This is a genomic window from Streptomyces sp. NPDC050164 (assembly GCF_044459945.1).
Lineage (GTDB): Bacteria > Actinomycetota > Actinomycetes > Streptomycetales > Streptomycetaceae > Streptomyces > Streptomyces coeruleorubidus_A.
This window is the reverse complement of the sequence record NZ_JBITJK010000059.1, coordinates 33,780-45,946: the sequence shown is the minus strand read 5'-3', so window position 1 is coordinate 45,946 and position 12,167 is coordinate 33,780. Positions and strand designations below refer to the sequence as shown.

Annotated in this window: 15 protein-coding genes and 1 riboswitch; of the genes, 11 read left to right on the top strand and 4 right to left on the bottom strand. The window is 71.9% G+C overall.

From position 1 onward, the window contains the following. Positions 1 to 99: 99 nt before the first annotated feature. Positions 100 to 1,092 (top strand): ABC transporter permease, encoded by a 993-nt coding sequence (locus ACIBNA_RS42350; RefSeq protein WP_399170673.1) that lies wholly within the window; start codon positions 100 to 102, stop codon positions 1,090 to 1,092. Between the two features lie 19 nt (positions 1,093 to 1,111). Here ACIBNA_RS42350 and ACIBNA_RS42345 read toward each other — a convergent pair whose 3' ends face one another. Then, positions 1,112 to 1,399 (bottom strand): type II toxin-antitoxin system Phd/YefM family antitoxin, encoded by a 288-nt coding sequence (locus tag ACIBNA_RS42345; RefSeq protein WP_399170672.1) that lies wholly within the window; start codon positions 1,397 to 1,399, stop codon positions 1,112 to 1,114. 90 nt (positions 1,400 to 1,489) lie between these two features. On the opposite strand from ACIBNA_RS42345, the gene ACIBNA_RS42340 reads away from it, so the two are divergent. From ACIBNA_RS42340 to ACIBNA_RS42325, 4 genes are all read left to right on the top strand, one after another. Continuing rightward, the gene (locus ACIBNA_RS42340) at positions 1,490 to 2,125 is read left to right on the top strand and encodes an ATP-dependent Clp protease proteolytic subunit (protein WP_399170671.1); all 636 of its coding nucleotides are present in this window, start codon (positions 1,490 to 1,492) and stop codon (positions 2,123 to 2,125) included. A gap of 7 nt (positions 2,126 to 2,132) precedes the next feature. After that, a complete protein-coding gene (locus ACIBNA_RS42335) occupies positions 2,133 to 2,441 on the top strand; it encodes a hypothetical protein (RefSeq protein WP_399170670.1) in 309 nt (102 codons plus the stop codon). A gap of 346 nt (positions 2,442 to 2,787) precedes the next feature. Then, a riboswitch (cyclic di-AMP (ydaO/yuaA leader) is annotated at positions 2,788 to 2,990 on the top strand. 3 nt (positions 2,991 to 2,993) lie between these two features. Next, entirely contained in the window at positions 2,994 to 3,467 is a 474-nt protein-coding gene (locus tag ACIBNA_RS42330) for a C40 family peptidase (protein WP_399170669.1), read from the top strand. An 81-nt stretch (positions 3,468 to 3,548) separates the two neighbouring features. After that, positions 3,549 to 4,190 carry a DUF6328 family protein gene (locus tag ACIBNA_RS42325; RefSeq protein WP_399170667.1) on the top strand — a complete coding sequence of 214 codons (642 nt, stop codon included), beginning with the start codon at positions 3,549 to 3,551 and terminating at the stop codon, positions 4,188 to 4,190. Here ACIBNA_RS42325 and ACIBNA_RS42320 read toward each other — a convergent pair. Next, positions 4,126 to 4,755 (bottom strand): LysE family translocator, encoded by a 630-nt coding sequence (locus ACIBNA_RS42320; RefSeq protein WP_399170666.1) that lies wholly within the window; start codon positions 4,753 to 4,755, stop codon positions 4,126 to 4,128. The two genes, ACIBNA_RS42325 and ACIBNA_RS42320, sit on opposite strands and share 65 nt — an antisense overlap. A 92-nt stretch (positions 4,756 to 4,847) precedes the next feature. Between ACIBNA_RS42320 and ACIBNA_RS42315 the strand changes: the two genes are divergently transcribed. Then, on the top strand, positions 4,848 to 5,774 hold the full coding sequence (locus ACIBNA_RS42315) for a LysR family transcriptional regulator (protein ID WP_399170665.1): 927 nt from the start codon (positions 4,848 to 4,850) through the stop codon (positions 5,772 to 5,774). 2 nt (positions 5,775 to 5,776) lie between these two features. On the opposite strand, the gene ACIBNA_RS42310 is transcribed toward ACIBNA_RS42315, so the two are convergent. Then, complete coding sequence (locus tag ACIBNA_RS42310) at positions 5,777 to 6,235, bottom strand: ATP-binding protein (protein ID WP_399170664.1); 459 nt, start codon at positions 6,233 to 6,235, stop codon at positions 5,777 to 5,779. Between the two features lie 213 nt (positions 6,236 to 6,448). On the opposite strand from ACIBNA_RS42310, the gene ACIBNA_RS42305 reads away from it, so the two are divergent. Together ACIBNA_RS42305 and ACIBNA_RS42300 are read left to right on the top strand one after the other, a co-directional pair. Continuing rightward, positions 6,449 to 7,309, top strand: a complete 861-nt coding sequence (locus tag ACIBNA_RS42305) for a helix-turn-helix domain-containing protein (RefSeq protein WP_399170663.1) — start codon at positions 6,449 to 6,451, stop codon at positions 7,307 to 7,309. A 9-nt stretch (positions 7,310 to 7,318) separates the two neighbouring features. Continuing rightward, complete coding sequence (locus ACIBNA_RS42300; RefSeq protein WP_399170662.1) at positions 7,319 to 7,549, top strand: DUF397 domain-containing protein; 231 nt, start codon at positions 7,319 to 7,321, stop codon at positions 7,547 to 7,549. Between the two features lie 63 nt (positions 7,550 to 7,612). Here ACIBNA_RS42300 and ACIBNA_RS42295 read toward each other — a convergent pair whose 3' ends face one another. Continuing rightward, complete coding sequence (locus tag ACIBNA_RS42295) at positions 7,613 to 8,740, bottom strand: 8-amino-7-oxononanoate synthase (protein ID WP_399170661.1); 1,128 nt, start codon at positions 8,738 to 8,740, stop codon at positions 7,613 to 7,615. Between the two features lie 150 nt (positions 8,741 to 8,890). Here ACIBNA_RS42295 and bioB point away from each other — a divergent pair, with 150 nt between their 5' ends. Genes bioB through bioD form a run of 3 tightly spaced genes read left to right on the top strand, consistent with a single transcriptional unit; the run spans position 8,891 to position 12,084 of the window. Continuing rightward, positions 8,891 to 10,084 (top strand): biotin synthase BioB, encoded by a 1,194-nt coding sequence (gene bioB, locus ACIBNA_RS42290; protein ID WP_399170660.1) that lies wholly within the window; start codon positions 8,891 to 8,893, stop codon positions 10,082 to 10,084. Next, positions 10,077 to 11,357 carry an adenosylmethionine--8-amino-7-oxononanoate transaminase gene (locus ACIBNA_RS42285; protein WP_399170659.1) on the top strand — a complete coding sequence of 427 codons (1,281 nt, stop codon included), beginning with the start codon at positions 10,077 to 10,079 and terminating at the stop codon, positions 11,355 to 11,357. The genes bioB and ACIBNA_RS42285 overlap by 8 nt, the downstream gene beginning before the upstream one ends. Before the next feature lies 1 nt (position 11,358). Next, positions 11,359 to 12,084, top strand: coding sequence for a dethiobiotin synthase (gene bioD / locus ACIBNA_RS42280; protein WP_399170658.1), 726 nt, complete (start codon positions 11,359 to 11,361; stop codon positions 12,082 to 12,084). The last annotated feature ends 83 nt before the right edge of the window (positions 12,085 to 12,167 follow it).

Here is a 12,167-nt window from a genome sequence, read left to right as displayed (position 1 = left end):
CCGGAGAGCCGGACGGCCACTCCTGCGGAGCCACTGAAGGCAAGACCCCATCAGCCACATCCGGCCCTCCCGGGCCACCCCACAACTTACGGAGACCTCATGTCCGCCACCCCGACCCGCCGCCTGATCGCGATCGTCGTCCTCGTGCCCGTCCTCGCCGCCCTGGCCCTGTGGGCCTTCGCCTGGCCGGCCGCCCGCACCGCACCGCGCGACCTGCCACTGGGCGTGGCGGGGCCGCCCGCCGCGACGGCACAGCTGGAGAAGCGGCTGGAGCAGCGCGAGGGCGCCTTCGAGATCCACCGCTACGCCGACGAGGCCGCAGCCCGGGACGCCGTCGAGGACCGGACCGTGTACGGCGCGGTCGTGGTCACCTCCCAGGGCCCCGCACTGCTCACGGCGTCCGCCGCGGGGCCCGCCGTCGCCCAGTTCCTCCAGCAGGCGATGACACAGCAGGCCGCCGCCGAGGGCACGCACGTCAGGACGGTCGACGTCGTGGCCACCCCGGCGAGCGATCCGCGCGGCGCGGCGTTCAACGCCGCCGCGCTGCCCCTCGCCCTGGCCGGCATCGCGGCGGGCGCGGTGGTCACCGTGCTGGGGCTGCGCGGCGTCCGGTCCGTGACCGCACTCCTCGGCGCGTCCGCTCTGGTGGGCGTCGTCGCGGCCGGGATCGCGCACAGCTGGCTGGGGGCGCTGACGGGCGACTGGTGGACGGAGGCCGCCGTGCTCGGACTGTCGGCACTGGCCGTCAGTGGCGCGGTCGCCGGGCTCGCCGCCCTGGTCGGCACCGCCGGCGTCGGGATCGCCGGAGCCGTGGTGATGCTCCTCGGCAACCCCTTCTCCGGCGCCGCCTCGGCACCGCAGATGCTGCCGGAGCCGGCCGGCGCGATCGGCCAGTGGCTGCCGCCGGGCGCGGGTACGACGCTGCTGCGCTCGGTGTCGTACTTCGACGGCGCGGCGGCGACCGGCCCCGCCCTGACCCTGACCTGGTGGGCGGCGCTGGGCCTGGGCGCGGTACTGCTCGGCAGTGCGCTCCGGGCGCGGAAGGCGCGCAGCGAGGCGGCGGACGGACGGGAGCTCGCGGCAGTGGGCTGAGGCGCCGCCGGACTCCGAGCTACGTCGGCTCGGCCCCTCGGTGCTCCGCCGCGATCCCGAACCGCTGCCGTTCGCGAGGAGCGGACGCGACCTCGCGGACCGTGGAGACCGCGCTGATCACCTGCTCCTCCGTGGGCTCCGCGAGCTCCGCGGCCTCTTCGAGTCGTCGCAGGTCATCGGCTGAGACGAGGGCGACGAGGGGCTTGCCGTGCCGGGTGACGACGACGCGTTCACCGCCGTACACCACGCGGTTGATCAGGTCGGCGAGCTCAGCCCTGGCTTGCGTCACCGGAATCTCGTAGGCCATGTCTCCATCATAACGTCACGTACGTCCTGTACATTTTTTACAGAGACAGCCGTCGCCGGAGACGGCTCTGCCCGCGAGGAGGGGTTCACCATGACCCGACCGTCCGCCCGTTACGTGCTGCCCGAGTTCACCGAACGCACCGCGTCCGGGCAACGGACGATGGATCCGTACTCGAAGCTGCTGGAGGGGCGGATCGTCTTCCTCGGGGCGCCGGTGGACGAGACCTCGGCGAACGACGTGATGGCCCAGTTCATGTACCTCGAGCACCAGGCCCCCGACCGCGACATCTCGCTCTACATCAACTCCCCCGGCGGCACCTTCCACGCCTTGACGGCCATCTACGACACGATGCAGTACATCGCCTGTGACGTGGAGACGGTCTGCCTGGGCCAGGCCGGCGCGGCTGCCTCGGTACTGCTGGCGGCGGGCACGCCCGGCAAGCGATCCGTGCTGCCGGACGCCCGTCTGGTGATCCATCAGCCCGCGCTGCCCGAGCCGGTCCGCGGGCAGGCCAGCGATCTGGCGATCCAGGCCGAGGAGTTGACGCGGGTCCGGACCCGGATGGAGGAGATGCTCGCGCGGCACACGGGCCGCACCCGGGAGCAGGTGAGCGCGGACATCGAACGCGACAAGGTCCTCACCGCCCAGGAGGCGGTGGAGTACGGCCTGGTGGACCGGATCGTCCCCAACCGCAAGGCCACCCTGGCCCCGCCGACCGGGGAGTGAGCCGCCGGTGCTCCCGCCCGAACTGCCGCCGCTGCCCGCGCTGACCCGCGCCGAGGCGGAATTGATAGACCGTTACCTGGAGGTCGTCGACCTGCTCGGCCGGATCAACCCGGCGCTGCCCGGCGACACCTACCGCTCACTGCGCGCCGCCCAGGCCCTGGTCGGCAAGGCGACCGGGCTGCGTGACGCGTTGGCCCTGATGCACCAGCGGGGCGAGACGGAGCTGCACGCCGGCACACTCGGCCGGGCCCTGCGGGTGCTGGACGGCGAGCGGCGCACGGCCCGCCTCACCCTGCCCCCGGAATCCGTCAGTTGACGCGGATCCGTCGGCCCGGACGCCCGTCCTGTCGCAGGAGCGTCCGGGCCTGAGTCGAAACGGACCAAACGACGTACCCCTGTTCGGAGTAGACGGGAGTCCTTTTTTCGGGCCCTCACAGTTGCGCAACGCGCGTAGCCGAGGGGCGGAATGGGACATTCCATCGCTGGTCCGGCGGCCCATGGGCCCGTAGACGGTGGCTCGAACACAGACGTGTCCACCCGAACGGGTGATTGGTGAGTAACAACACAAACCCCCGGTTCCGTTGGGATTTACGGACATCCATGAGCCAAGATCCCTGACTGACGACAAGCCCCCGCCACAGCGGCGGGGCGGTCCGGGCGGACGCCGAGTCCTGCCGCCGCCTGGATGACCGGTCGACAGAAGTGGATCGGCAGGAGTGGAGGACCCAAGCACGACGGGTCGCCGGGACGGTCACGCCATGACCGGACCCGAGCAGCCCTTGGGGTGAAGCCGCGTCAGCGGCCGGGCAACTTCGCCAGCCCGAATCCGACAGGTCATCCTTCACAGGCGGCTGACGAAGGGTTGCGCATGACTGCGCTCAATCGTGTCCCGTCGCTCATGGTCCGGGCCGGTACGGCCTCGGCGCTCACCATCGCCGCGGTGGGCGGCTCGATCGTGGCCCCCGGCTTCTCCTCGGAGGCCTCGGCAGCCACCCATGGGACGAAGGCACTCCAGATCGCGGCCTCGAAGAAGGGCTCGCCCTACAGGTACGGGGCCACCGGCCCGCACCGGTTCGACTGCTCCGGCCTCACGCTGTACTCGTTCAAGAAGGCGGGCAAGAAGCTGCCCCGCACGGCGGCCCAGCAGTACAACAAGACGCGCCACGTCTCCGCCAAGAACCGCAAGGCGGGAGACCTGGTGTTCTTCCACTCGGGCAGCAACGTGTACCACGTGGGTATCTACGCGGGTAAGAACAAGCTCTGGCACGCCCCGAAGAGCGGGGACGTGGTGCGGCTGCAGAAGATCTGGACCAAGAGCGTCTGGTACGGGCGCGTGAAGTGATCCGCCCGGCGTGCGGCGGCGTCCCTGACGCGCCGCCGCACGCCGGGGCGTGACATGGTCTCAAGTGGTTACCCGTCACCCATGGCCGAGCACCGTCCCTGCACCGCACGCGGCGAGACCCCGCTGCAACGCGCCGACCGGAACTTCGTCGAGCTGCTCCAGGAGCTCCGGGTCACCCAGACGGGCGTACAGATCCTGTTCGCTTTCCTGTTGTCGCTCGCGTTCACCTCGCGCTTCACGTCCCTCGACACGGTCCAGCGCGTCACCTACGTCGTCACGCTGCTGCTGGCGGTCCTGGCCGCGGCGCTGTTCACCGCGCCGGCCGCGCTGCACCGCTCGCTCTTCCAGCAGGGCGCCAAGCCCCGCATCGTGCAGGTCTCCTCACGACTGGCCACCACCGGCCTGATCGTGCTGGTGTTCGCGTTCAGCGGTTCCGTGCTGCTGGTGGTGGATGTGACGACCAGTCGGACCGGCGGCATCGCCGCGGGCGCGGCGACGTTCCTGGTCTGCGTCGGCCTGTGGGGGCTGCTCCCCCGGCTGGTGCGGCGGGCCGGGCTGCGGGAAGCGACGCACGGCAGCCCCGGGCGGCTGGAAACCACCGTCGAGGAGCCGGCGTCCCAGGGCACCGTCCGGGTCCCCGCGCCGCTGGGCGGCACCATCAGGCAGCCCTCAGGGGCTCGAGAAGGAGCAGCGCACCGAGAAGCGTCAGCGCGGCGCCGGTGACCCCCTCGACGGCCCGCGCGGCACGCGGTTCCCGCAGCCACCGGCCGAGCCGGTCCACCAGCAGCGCCACGGCCGGGAACCACAGCAGGGCGAGGACCACCACGATCAGCGCCAGCAGCAGCGTACGGGGGAGCGCGGAACTGCCCGCGGGCACGAACTGCGGCAGCAGGCTGAGGAAGGTGATGGGCGCTTTCGGGTTCAGGGCGTTCGTGACGAAGCCCTGCCGCAGGGAGCGCGCGGCGGACGAGACGGTCCCGGTGGCTTCGGCGGCGATGGCACGGGGCCGGCGCAGCGACCACAACGTGCGCACTCCCAGGTACAGGACATAGCCGCCGCCCAGCAGCTGGAGCGCGCGGAACAGCGCGGGCACGGCGGCCAGGACCGCGGCGACGCCGGCCACGGCCAGCGCGGTGTGCAGGAGCAGCCCGCCCGCGATGCCGAGCGCGCAGGCGACGCCGGCCCGGCGGGAGACCAGGGCATTGCGCACGACGACGGTGAAGTCGGCGCCCGGCATGGCGACCATGCCCGCCGCCACCCCGGTGAAGGCGATGAGTTGTGCGTCCATACGGCCAGCCTGCCGGGCCGGGGCCTTCAGCAGGTATGTCGAATATCCTGGGCCGGCCTTAAGCATCACTTTGGTCTGTGGAGGTCAGCGGCATGTACGACCCGACCCGACTCGCGGCGCTGGTCGCCGTCGCGGAGGCCGGGTCCATCACCCGGGCCGCCGAGCGCCTCGGTTACACCCCGCCCGCGCTCTCTCAGCAACTGGCCAAGTTGGAGCGGGAGGCGGGCTCGGCGCTGTTGGTCCGGCATCACCGCGGGGCGAGGCTGACGGGCGCGGGCGAGTTGCTGGTGGCACGGGCCCGCCGCGTGCTCGACGAGTTGGAGCTGGCCCGCCACGAACTGGCCCGGCTGGCGGGTCTGTCGGGCGGCGTCCTGCGGCTCGGGACGTTCCAGACGGCAGGCATCCATCTGCTGCCGCCGGTGCTCAGCGCGTTCCGCCGGGCCCACCCGGATGTGGAGCTGTCAGTCGCCGACTACGAACCGCCGGCCGGTGTCACGGCCGTGGCCGCCGGTGAGATCGACCTGGCCCTGACGCACACGTACGAGCCCGGCGACGCCCTGGCGCTCCCCGCCTCCGTGCGCATGGATCCGGTCCTGGTCGAGGAACTGGTTCTGGTGACCGCCCCGGGTCATGCCCTGGCCGACGGCGCGTCCGGGCTTCCTCTGTCGCAACTGACGGGTCAGCCGCTGGTCAGCATGGCGCCGGAGCATCCGTCCCGGCAGGGGGTGGAAGCGGCGCTCGCCCGGGCCGGGGCCAGCCCGTCGGTCCTGGTGTCGACGCCCGGGTACGCGCTGGTGTGCGCGCTGGTCAGCGCGGGTCTCGGGGTGGGTGTCGTACCGGAGATGGTGGCGCGGACATCGGTCACGCCGGTCGGGGTGCGCCCGCTCGGGGTGGGCGAGCTGCGCCGTACGATCTCGGTCGCCTACCGGAGCGAGGAGGCGGCGCCCGCCGTGGAGGCCTTCCGGGCCCTGCTGCGCGGGGCGTTCGGCCGCGCGCGGCACACGTCACAGACGCGGTGAGATCACGGCTCCTGCTGCCGCGCCGCCGTCACGGGCCGGGCCGGGACGGTCCACGGGAGTTCGATCGAGATGGTCTTGCCGCCCTCGCGGGTGGGGCAGATCCTGAGCCTGCCGCCGCACTCCGCCGTCAGCCAGCGGATGATGACGAGGCCGCGGCCGTTGTCCTGCTGGACGGCGGCGGGCAGGCGTCTGGGGAATCGTGGATGGCTGTCCGTGACGCCGATGCGCAAGTGTTCGTCGCGGTCGAGTTCGACGTCCACCGTGAACGTGGGTGACTGCCCGAAGGTGTGCTGGACGGCGTTGGTGGCGAGTTCGGAGATGATCAGCCGGATGGACTCGGACACTTCCGTGTCCGCCGGCAGGCCCCACTCCGCCAGCGTGCCCACCACGTAGGCGCGCGCTGCGAAGACCGAGGCGGGATCGCTCGGCAGAGTGACGGATGCTTCCAAATGGTCTGCCATGGCGACGTCGTCCCTTTCCCACGGGACCGCAGTCCGACACGGAGCGGAAGGTTCGAGTACGGTCCCGGTCTGGTGCTTCGTCGCCAGAGTGCCACCAGAACACCCCTAAAGGGCGGCGATCCACCAAGATATGCATATATCTGTCGCTCAAAGCGGTGAACTCTACGACGCGAGACCGTATTTGGGTGGCTCGGAAGGAGTAAGGAGTAACCCATGCAGCACGGTCCCGCGGTGCGCCGCCGGAAACTGGGCGCCGAACTTCGCGCGCTGCGCACCTCGGCGGGGCTCACCAGTGGTGAGGCGGCCCGGCTGGTGGGCTGGCACCAGTCGAAGGTCAGCCGAATCGAGACGGGCACGAGCGGGGTGAAACCGGTCGATGTGCGGTTACTTCTCGACGCGTACGCCGTAGCGGACACACAACTGCGCGAGTTGCTCATGGTGTTGGCGGGTTCCGAGGACAGCGGCGGCCGGCATCACTGGTGGCACGCCTACCGCGGGGTGCTGCCGCCGACCTACCGGGACTTCATCAGCCTGGAGTCCCAGGCCGGCGCGATGCGCACGCTGGAGACCACCGTCGTCCCGGGGCTGCTCCAGACGCCCGAGTACGCCCGTGCGGTGACGAAGGCCGCGGTGGAGGGCCTGTCGGAGGACCGGCTCGACACGCTGGTCGAGGTGCGTCTGGCCCGGCAGGACGTGCTGCGCGCGGATCCGCCGCTGGAGCTGAGCGCCGTCCTGGACGAGGCGGTGCTGCGACGCGAGGTGGGCGGACCCGGGGTCATGGCCCGGCAGCTGGAACGGCTGGTGGAGGCGGCGCGGCTGCCCCAAGTGCGGCTCCAGGTGCTGCCGTTCGCCGCCGGGGCGCATATCGGCGTTACCGGCCCTTTCGTTATCTTCTCATTTTCGAGCACTTCTGATCTGGATGTGGTTGTTCTCGACCACTTGACGAGTAGCCTCTACCTCGAACGGAAAGAAGACCTCCAGGCCTACACGGAGGCCTTCAACGCCCTTCAGATCCACGCCCTTTCGCCCGAGGACTCGTTGGATTTCATCGCCGGGACAGCCGCCGGCGCGTAAGGAGGCACCATGCGTGCACTGCCTCGTCACGTCCCCTCAAGCATCGAACTGCACGGTGTGCGGTGGTTGCGCAGCAGCTACAGCACCGGCGCGAACAACTGCGTCGAGACCGCGCGTCCGGCCGCCCCGCCCTGGGCCGGACTGCTCGCCGTGCGCGACTCCAAGGCCCAGGCCGGGCCCGCCCTGCTCTTCTCCCCGAGGAGCTGGGCTGAGTTCACGGCCGCGGTCGACCGCATCTGAGCCGATACCCGACCACTCCTGATCAGTCCGTCGTCGAGCGACGCACGGCCGTGTCACGCCGACTCATGGCCGCGTCTCGCCGATCAGTCGTACAGCGCGTTCGATCTGTTCCCCGGTCAGGTCCGCGCGGGCGGTCAGCCTGAGCCGTGAGATGCCGTCGGGCACGGAAGGAGGACGGAAGCAGCCCACGGCCAGGCCCGCCGCGCGGCACTCGGCCGCCCAGCGCACGGCGCCCTCGGGGGAGGGCGCCCGCACCGAGACCACCGCGGCGTCCGGACGTACCGCTTCCAGACCCGCGGCGGTCAGGCGTGCGTACAACTCGCCCGCCACCGCACGGGCCTGTGCCGCGCGCTCCGGCTCGCGGCGCAGCAGCCGCAGTGCCGACAGGGCCGCCCCCGCCGCCGCGGGGGCGAGACCCGTGTCGAAGATGAACGTCCGTGCCGCGTTGACCAGGTGGTCGATCACCCGGGCGGGGCCGAGGACGGCTCCGCCCTGGCTGCCGAGCGACTTGGACAGCGTGACCGTCACGACCACGTCGTCGGCGCCCGCGAGCCCCGCCGCGTGCGGGGCGCCGCAGCCGCCGTCGCCGAGGACGCCCAGGCCGTGGGCGTCGTCGACCACCAGTCCGGCGCCGTGCTCCCGGCACGCCTCGGCGAGCGCGGTGAGTGGGGCCGCGTCGCCGTCGACCGAGAAGACCGTGTCGGACACGGTGATCGCCGTGCCCTCGTGCGTGTGCAGCGCCTTGCGCACGGCCTCCGGCTCGGCGTGCGCCACGACCTGTGTCGTGCCGCGGGCCAGCCGGCAGCCGTCGATGAGCGAGGCGTGGTTGCCCGCGTCGGAGACGATGAGGGAGCCGTGCGGGGCCAGCGCGGTGACCGCCGCGAGGTTGGCCGCGTAGCCGGAGGAGAAGACCAGGGCCGCCTCGGCACCGCAGAAATCGGCCAGTTCCTGTTCCAGTTCGGCGTGCAGTTCGGTGCTGCCGGTGACGAGCCGGGAGCCGGTCGAGCCGCCGCCCCAGACCCGCGCGGCACGGGCCGCGCCCTCGGTGACCTCGGGGTGGTGGGCCAGTCCCAGGTAGTCGTTGCTCGCCAGGTCGAGGAGTGGTGAATCGGCCGGACGGGGGCGCAAAGTCCGTACGAGTCCGGCACGGCGGCGCAGCCGCGCCTGCTCGTCGATCCAGCCGAACGCCATGGGTGGTCCTCCGGGGAATTTGTAGGCAGTGCACAGACACTAGCGGGAGCTCCAGCAGGTCAGTGTGTGGCAATACCCACACCTCGAAGCGACTCTGTTGTCCGAAGTCTCCTTGGCCCGGGGCGGCTCCGTACGACAGGATCGGCTCCCATGGACCTGCTGAACACGCTGGTGGACAAGGGGCTTCGGCGCGAGCTGCCGACCCGCGAAGAGGCACTGGCCGTCCTCGCGACGTCCGACGACGACCTGCTCGATGTAGTGGCCGCGGCCGGGAAGGTGCGCCGGCACTGGTTCGGCCGGCGGGTGAAACTCAACTATCTCGTCAACCTGAAGTCGGGCCTGTGTCCCGAGGACTGCTCGTACTGTTCGCAGCGGCTCGGCTCCCAGGCCGGGATCCTGAAGTACACGTGGCTCAAGCCGGACCAGGCCTCCGACGCGGCGGCGGCCGGTGTGGCCGGGGGCGCCAAGCGGGTGTGCCTGGTGGCCAGCGGACGCGGTCCGACCGACCGGGACGTGGACCGGGTCTCCGAGACGATCAGGACCATCAAGGAGAAGAACGAGGGCGTCGAGGTGTGCGCCTGCCTCGGCCTGCTCTCCGACGGCCAGGCCGAGCGGCTGCGGGAGGCCGGCGCCGACGCCTACAACCACAACCTCAACACGTCCGAGGCGACGTACGGGGAGATCACCACCACGCACACGTACGCCGACCGCGTGGACACCGTCGAGAAGGCCCATGCGGCAGGGCTGTCCGCGTGCTCCGGGCTGATCGCCGGCATGGGCGAGACGGACGAGGACCTGGTCGACGTCGTCTTCTCCCTGCGCGAGCTGGACCCTGACTCGGTTCCGGTCAACTTCCTGATCCCGGTCGAGGGCACCCCGCTCGCCAAGGAGTGGAACCTCACCGCGCAGCGCTGCCTCAGGATCCTGGCCATGGTGCGCTTCGTGTGCCCGGACGTCGAGGTGCGCATCGCGGGCGGCCGGGAGGTCCATCTGCGCACGATGCAGCCGCTCGCCCTGCACCTGGCCAACTCGATCTTCCTCGGCGACTACCTCACCACCGAGGGCCAGGCGGGCAAGGCCGACCTGGAGATGATCGCGGACGCCGGCTTCGAGGTGGAGGGCACCGACCAGGTGACGCTGCCGGAGCACCGCGCGGCCGGCGGCTGCCACGAGGGCGGCGGAGGGTGCGGTTCCGAGGGTGGCGGAGGGTGCGGTTCCGCTGCCGCCCCGGAGGCCGCGGAGCCCATTACGACAGCCGAGCCCCGTACGGCAGCCGAGCCCCGTACCGACCTGGTCGCCGTCCGCCGCCGGGGCGCCGGAACGGACCTCGCGCCCAATGCCTGAACTGACGGTGCCCGAACTGCTGGAGCTCGACCGGCGGCACGTGTGGCATCCGTACGGCCCGATGCCCGGCCGGCAGGAACCGCTCGTCGTGGAGTCGGCGAGCGGGGTGCGGCTGCGGCTCGCCGACGGCTCGGGAGAGCTGGTCGACGGCATGGCGTCCTGGTGGTCGGCGATCCACGGCTACAACCACCCGGTGCTGAACGAGGCGGCGCGCGCGCAACTGGAGCGGATGAGCCACGTGATGTTCGGCGGGCTCACGCACGAGCCCGCCGTGCGGCTGGCGAAGCTCCTCGTCGACATGTCGCCCGAGGGGCTGGAGCATGTGTTCCTCGCCGACTCCGGGTCCGTGTCGGTCGAGGTCGCGGTCAAGATGTGCCTCCAGTACTGGCGCTCGCTGGGCCGCCCCCGCAAGCAGCGGCTGCTGACCTGGCGCGGCGGCTACCACGGCGACACCTGGCAGCCGATGTCGGTATGCGATCCCGAGGGCGGGATGCACGAGCTGTGGACCGGTGTGCTGCCGCGTCAGGTGTTCGTCGATCCGCCTCCGGTCGCGTACGAGGAGTCGTACGCCGAGCAGTTGCGCGCGTCGATCGAGCGGCATGCCGACGAGCTGGCCGCGGTGATCGTGGAGCCGGTGGTGCAGGGCGCGGGCGGGATGCGGTTCCACTCCCCCGCCTATCTGCGGGTGCTGCGCGAGGCGTGCGACGCGCACGACGTGCTGCTGGTGTTCGACGAGATCGCGACCGGCTTCGGCCGTACGGGCGCGCTGTTCGCGGCGGAGCACGCGGCTGTGACGCCGGATGTGATGTGCGTGGGCAAGGCGCTGACCGGCGGTTGTCTGACCATGGCGGCGACGCTGTGCACCTCGCGGGTGGCCGACGGCATCTCGCGCGGCGAGGTGCCGGTGCTGGCGCACGGCCCGACCTTCATGGGCAATCCGCTGGCGGCGGCGGTGGCCTGCGCCTCGATCGAGCTGCTGCTCGGCCAGGACTGGCTCACGGAGGTCAAGCGGATCGGGGCGGGGCTGCGGGACGGGCTCGCGGCGGCCGCGGATCTTGAAGGCGTCGAGGACGTGCGGGTGCTCGGCGCCATCGGGGTCGTGCAGCTGGATCACGCCGTGGACATGAAGGCGGCCACGGAGGCGGCCGTACGCGAGGGCGTGTGGCTGCGGCCGTTCCGCGATCTGATCTACACCATGCCGCCGTACGTGACGGGCGACGCGGACGTAGCGCGGATCGCGCGGGCGGTGTGCGCGGCGGCGCGGGAGGGATGACATGCCGGTACTGGTGATCACGGGCACGGGCACGGAGGTCGGCAAGACGGTCGTGACCGCGGCGGTGGCGGCGACGGCGCTTGCGGCCGGCCGTTCGGTGGCCGTGCTGAAGGCCGCGCAGACGGGCGTACGGCCCGACGAGCCGGGGGACGCCGCCGAGGTCGCGCGGCTCGCGGGTGCCGTGACGACGGCGGAACTCGCCCGTTATCCCGAGCCGTTGGCGCCGGCCACGGCCGCCCGCCGGGCCGGTCGCGCCCCCGTGCACCCGCACGAGGTCGCGGAGGCCGCCGCCAAGCTCGCCACCGAGCACGACCTCGTGCTGGTCGAGGGCGCGGGCGGACTGCTCGTACGGTTCGACCCGGCCGGCGGCACCCTGGCGGACGCGGCCCGGCTGCTGTCGGCGCCGGTGCTGGTCGTGGCGTCGGCGGGGCTCGGCACCCTGAACACGACGGAACTGACGGCGCGTGAACTGCGCTCCCGGCATCTGGACCTGGCGGGGATCGTGATCGGGAGCTGGCCCGCCGCGCCGGACCTCGCCTCGCGCTGCAATCTCGCGGACCTGCCGGACGTGGCCGGAGCACCACTGCTGGGCTCGGTTCCCGCCGGGTCGGGGGCCCTCTCCCCCGCCGACTTCCGGGCGTCCGCGCCGCGCTGGCTGGCGCCGCGCCTGGACGGCACGTGGGACGCGGAGGCGTTCCAGGTACGGGAGGCGCCCCCGGCGTTCTGAGAGTTTGGGCGGGCGCGCGGTGAAACCGGCGTGGATGTGATCGCGTGTTGGACTACGTACGTGATCACCTCCGAAGGGAACAC

Excerpts from the sequence above, each read along its gene's own strand:
- bioD (WP_399170658.1), top strand. The coding sequence starts at position 11,359 with ATGCCGGTACTGGTGATCACGGGCACGGGCACGGAGGTCGGCAAGACG.
- ACIBNA_RS42295 (WP_399170661.1), bottom strand. The coding sequence starts at position 8,740 with ATGGCGTTCGGCTGGATCGACGAGCAGGCGCGGCTGCGCCGCCGTGCC.
- ACIBNA_RS42310 (WP_399170664.1), bottom strand. The coding sequence starts at position 6,235 with ATGGCAGACCATTTGGAAGCATCCGTCACTCTGCCGAGCGATCCCGCC.
- ACIBNA_RS42285 (WP_399170659.1), top strand. The coding sequence starts at position 10,077 with ATGCCTGAACTGACGGTGCCCGAACTGCTGGAGCTCGACCGGCGGCAC.
- ACIBNA_RS42315 (WP_399170665.1), top strand. The coding sequence starts at position 4,848 with ATGTACGACCCGACCCGACTCGCGGCGCTGGTCGCCGTCGCGGAGGCC.
- ACIBNA_RS42330 (WP_399170669.1), top strand. The coding sequence starts at position 2,994 with ATGACTGCGCTCAATCGTGTCCCGTCGCTCATGGTCCGGGCCGGTACG.
- ACIBNA_RS42320 (WP_399170666.1), bottom strand. The coding sequence starts at position 4,755 with ATGGACGCACAACTCATCGCCTTCACCGGGGTGGCGGCGGGCATGGTC.
- ACIBNA_RS42300 (WP_399170662.1), top strand. The coding sequence starts at position 7,319 with ATGCGTGCACTGCCTCGTCACGTCCCCTCAAGCATCGAACTGCACGGT.
- ACIBNA_RS42340 (WP_399170671.1), top strand. The coding sequence starts at position 1,490 with ATGACCCGACCGTCCGCCCGTTACGTGCTGCCCGAGTTCACCGAACGC.
- ACIBNA_RS42325 (WP_399170667.1), top strand. The coding sequence starts at position 3,549 with ATGGCCGAGCACCGTCCCTGCACCGCACGCGGCGAGACCCCGCTGCAA.
- ACIBNA_RS42350 (WP_399170673.1), top strand. The coding sequence starts at position 100 with ATGTCCGCCACCCCGACCCGCCGCCTGATCGCGATCGTCGTCCTCGTG.
- ACIBNA_RS42305 (WP_399170663.1), top strand. The coding sequence starts at position 6,449 with ATGCAGCACGGTCCCGCGGTGCGCCGCCGGAAACTGGGCGCCGAACTT.
- ACIBNA_RS42345 (WP_399170672.1), bottom strand. The coding sequence starts at position 1,399 with ATGGCCTACGAGATTCCGGTGACGCAAGCCAGGGCTGAGCTCGCCGAC.
- bioB (WP_399170660.1), top strand. The coding sequence starts at position 8,891 with ATGGACCTGCTGAACACGCTGGTGGACAAGGGGCTTCGGCGCGAGCTG.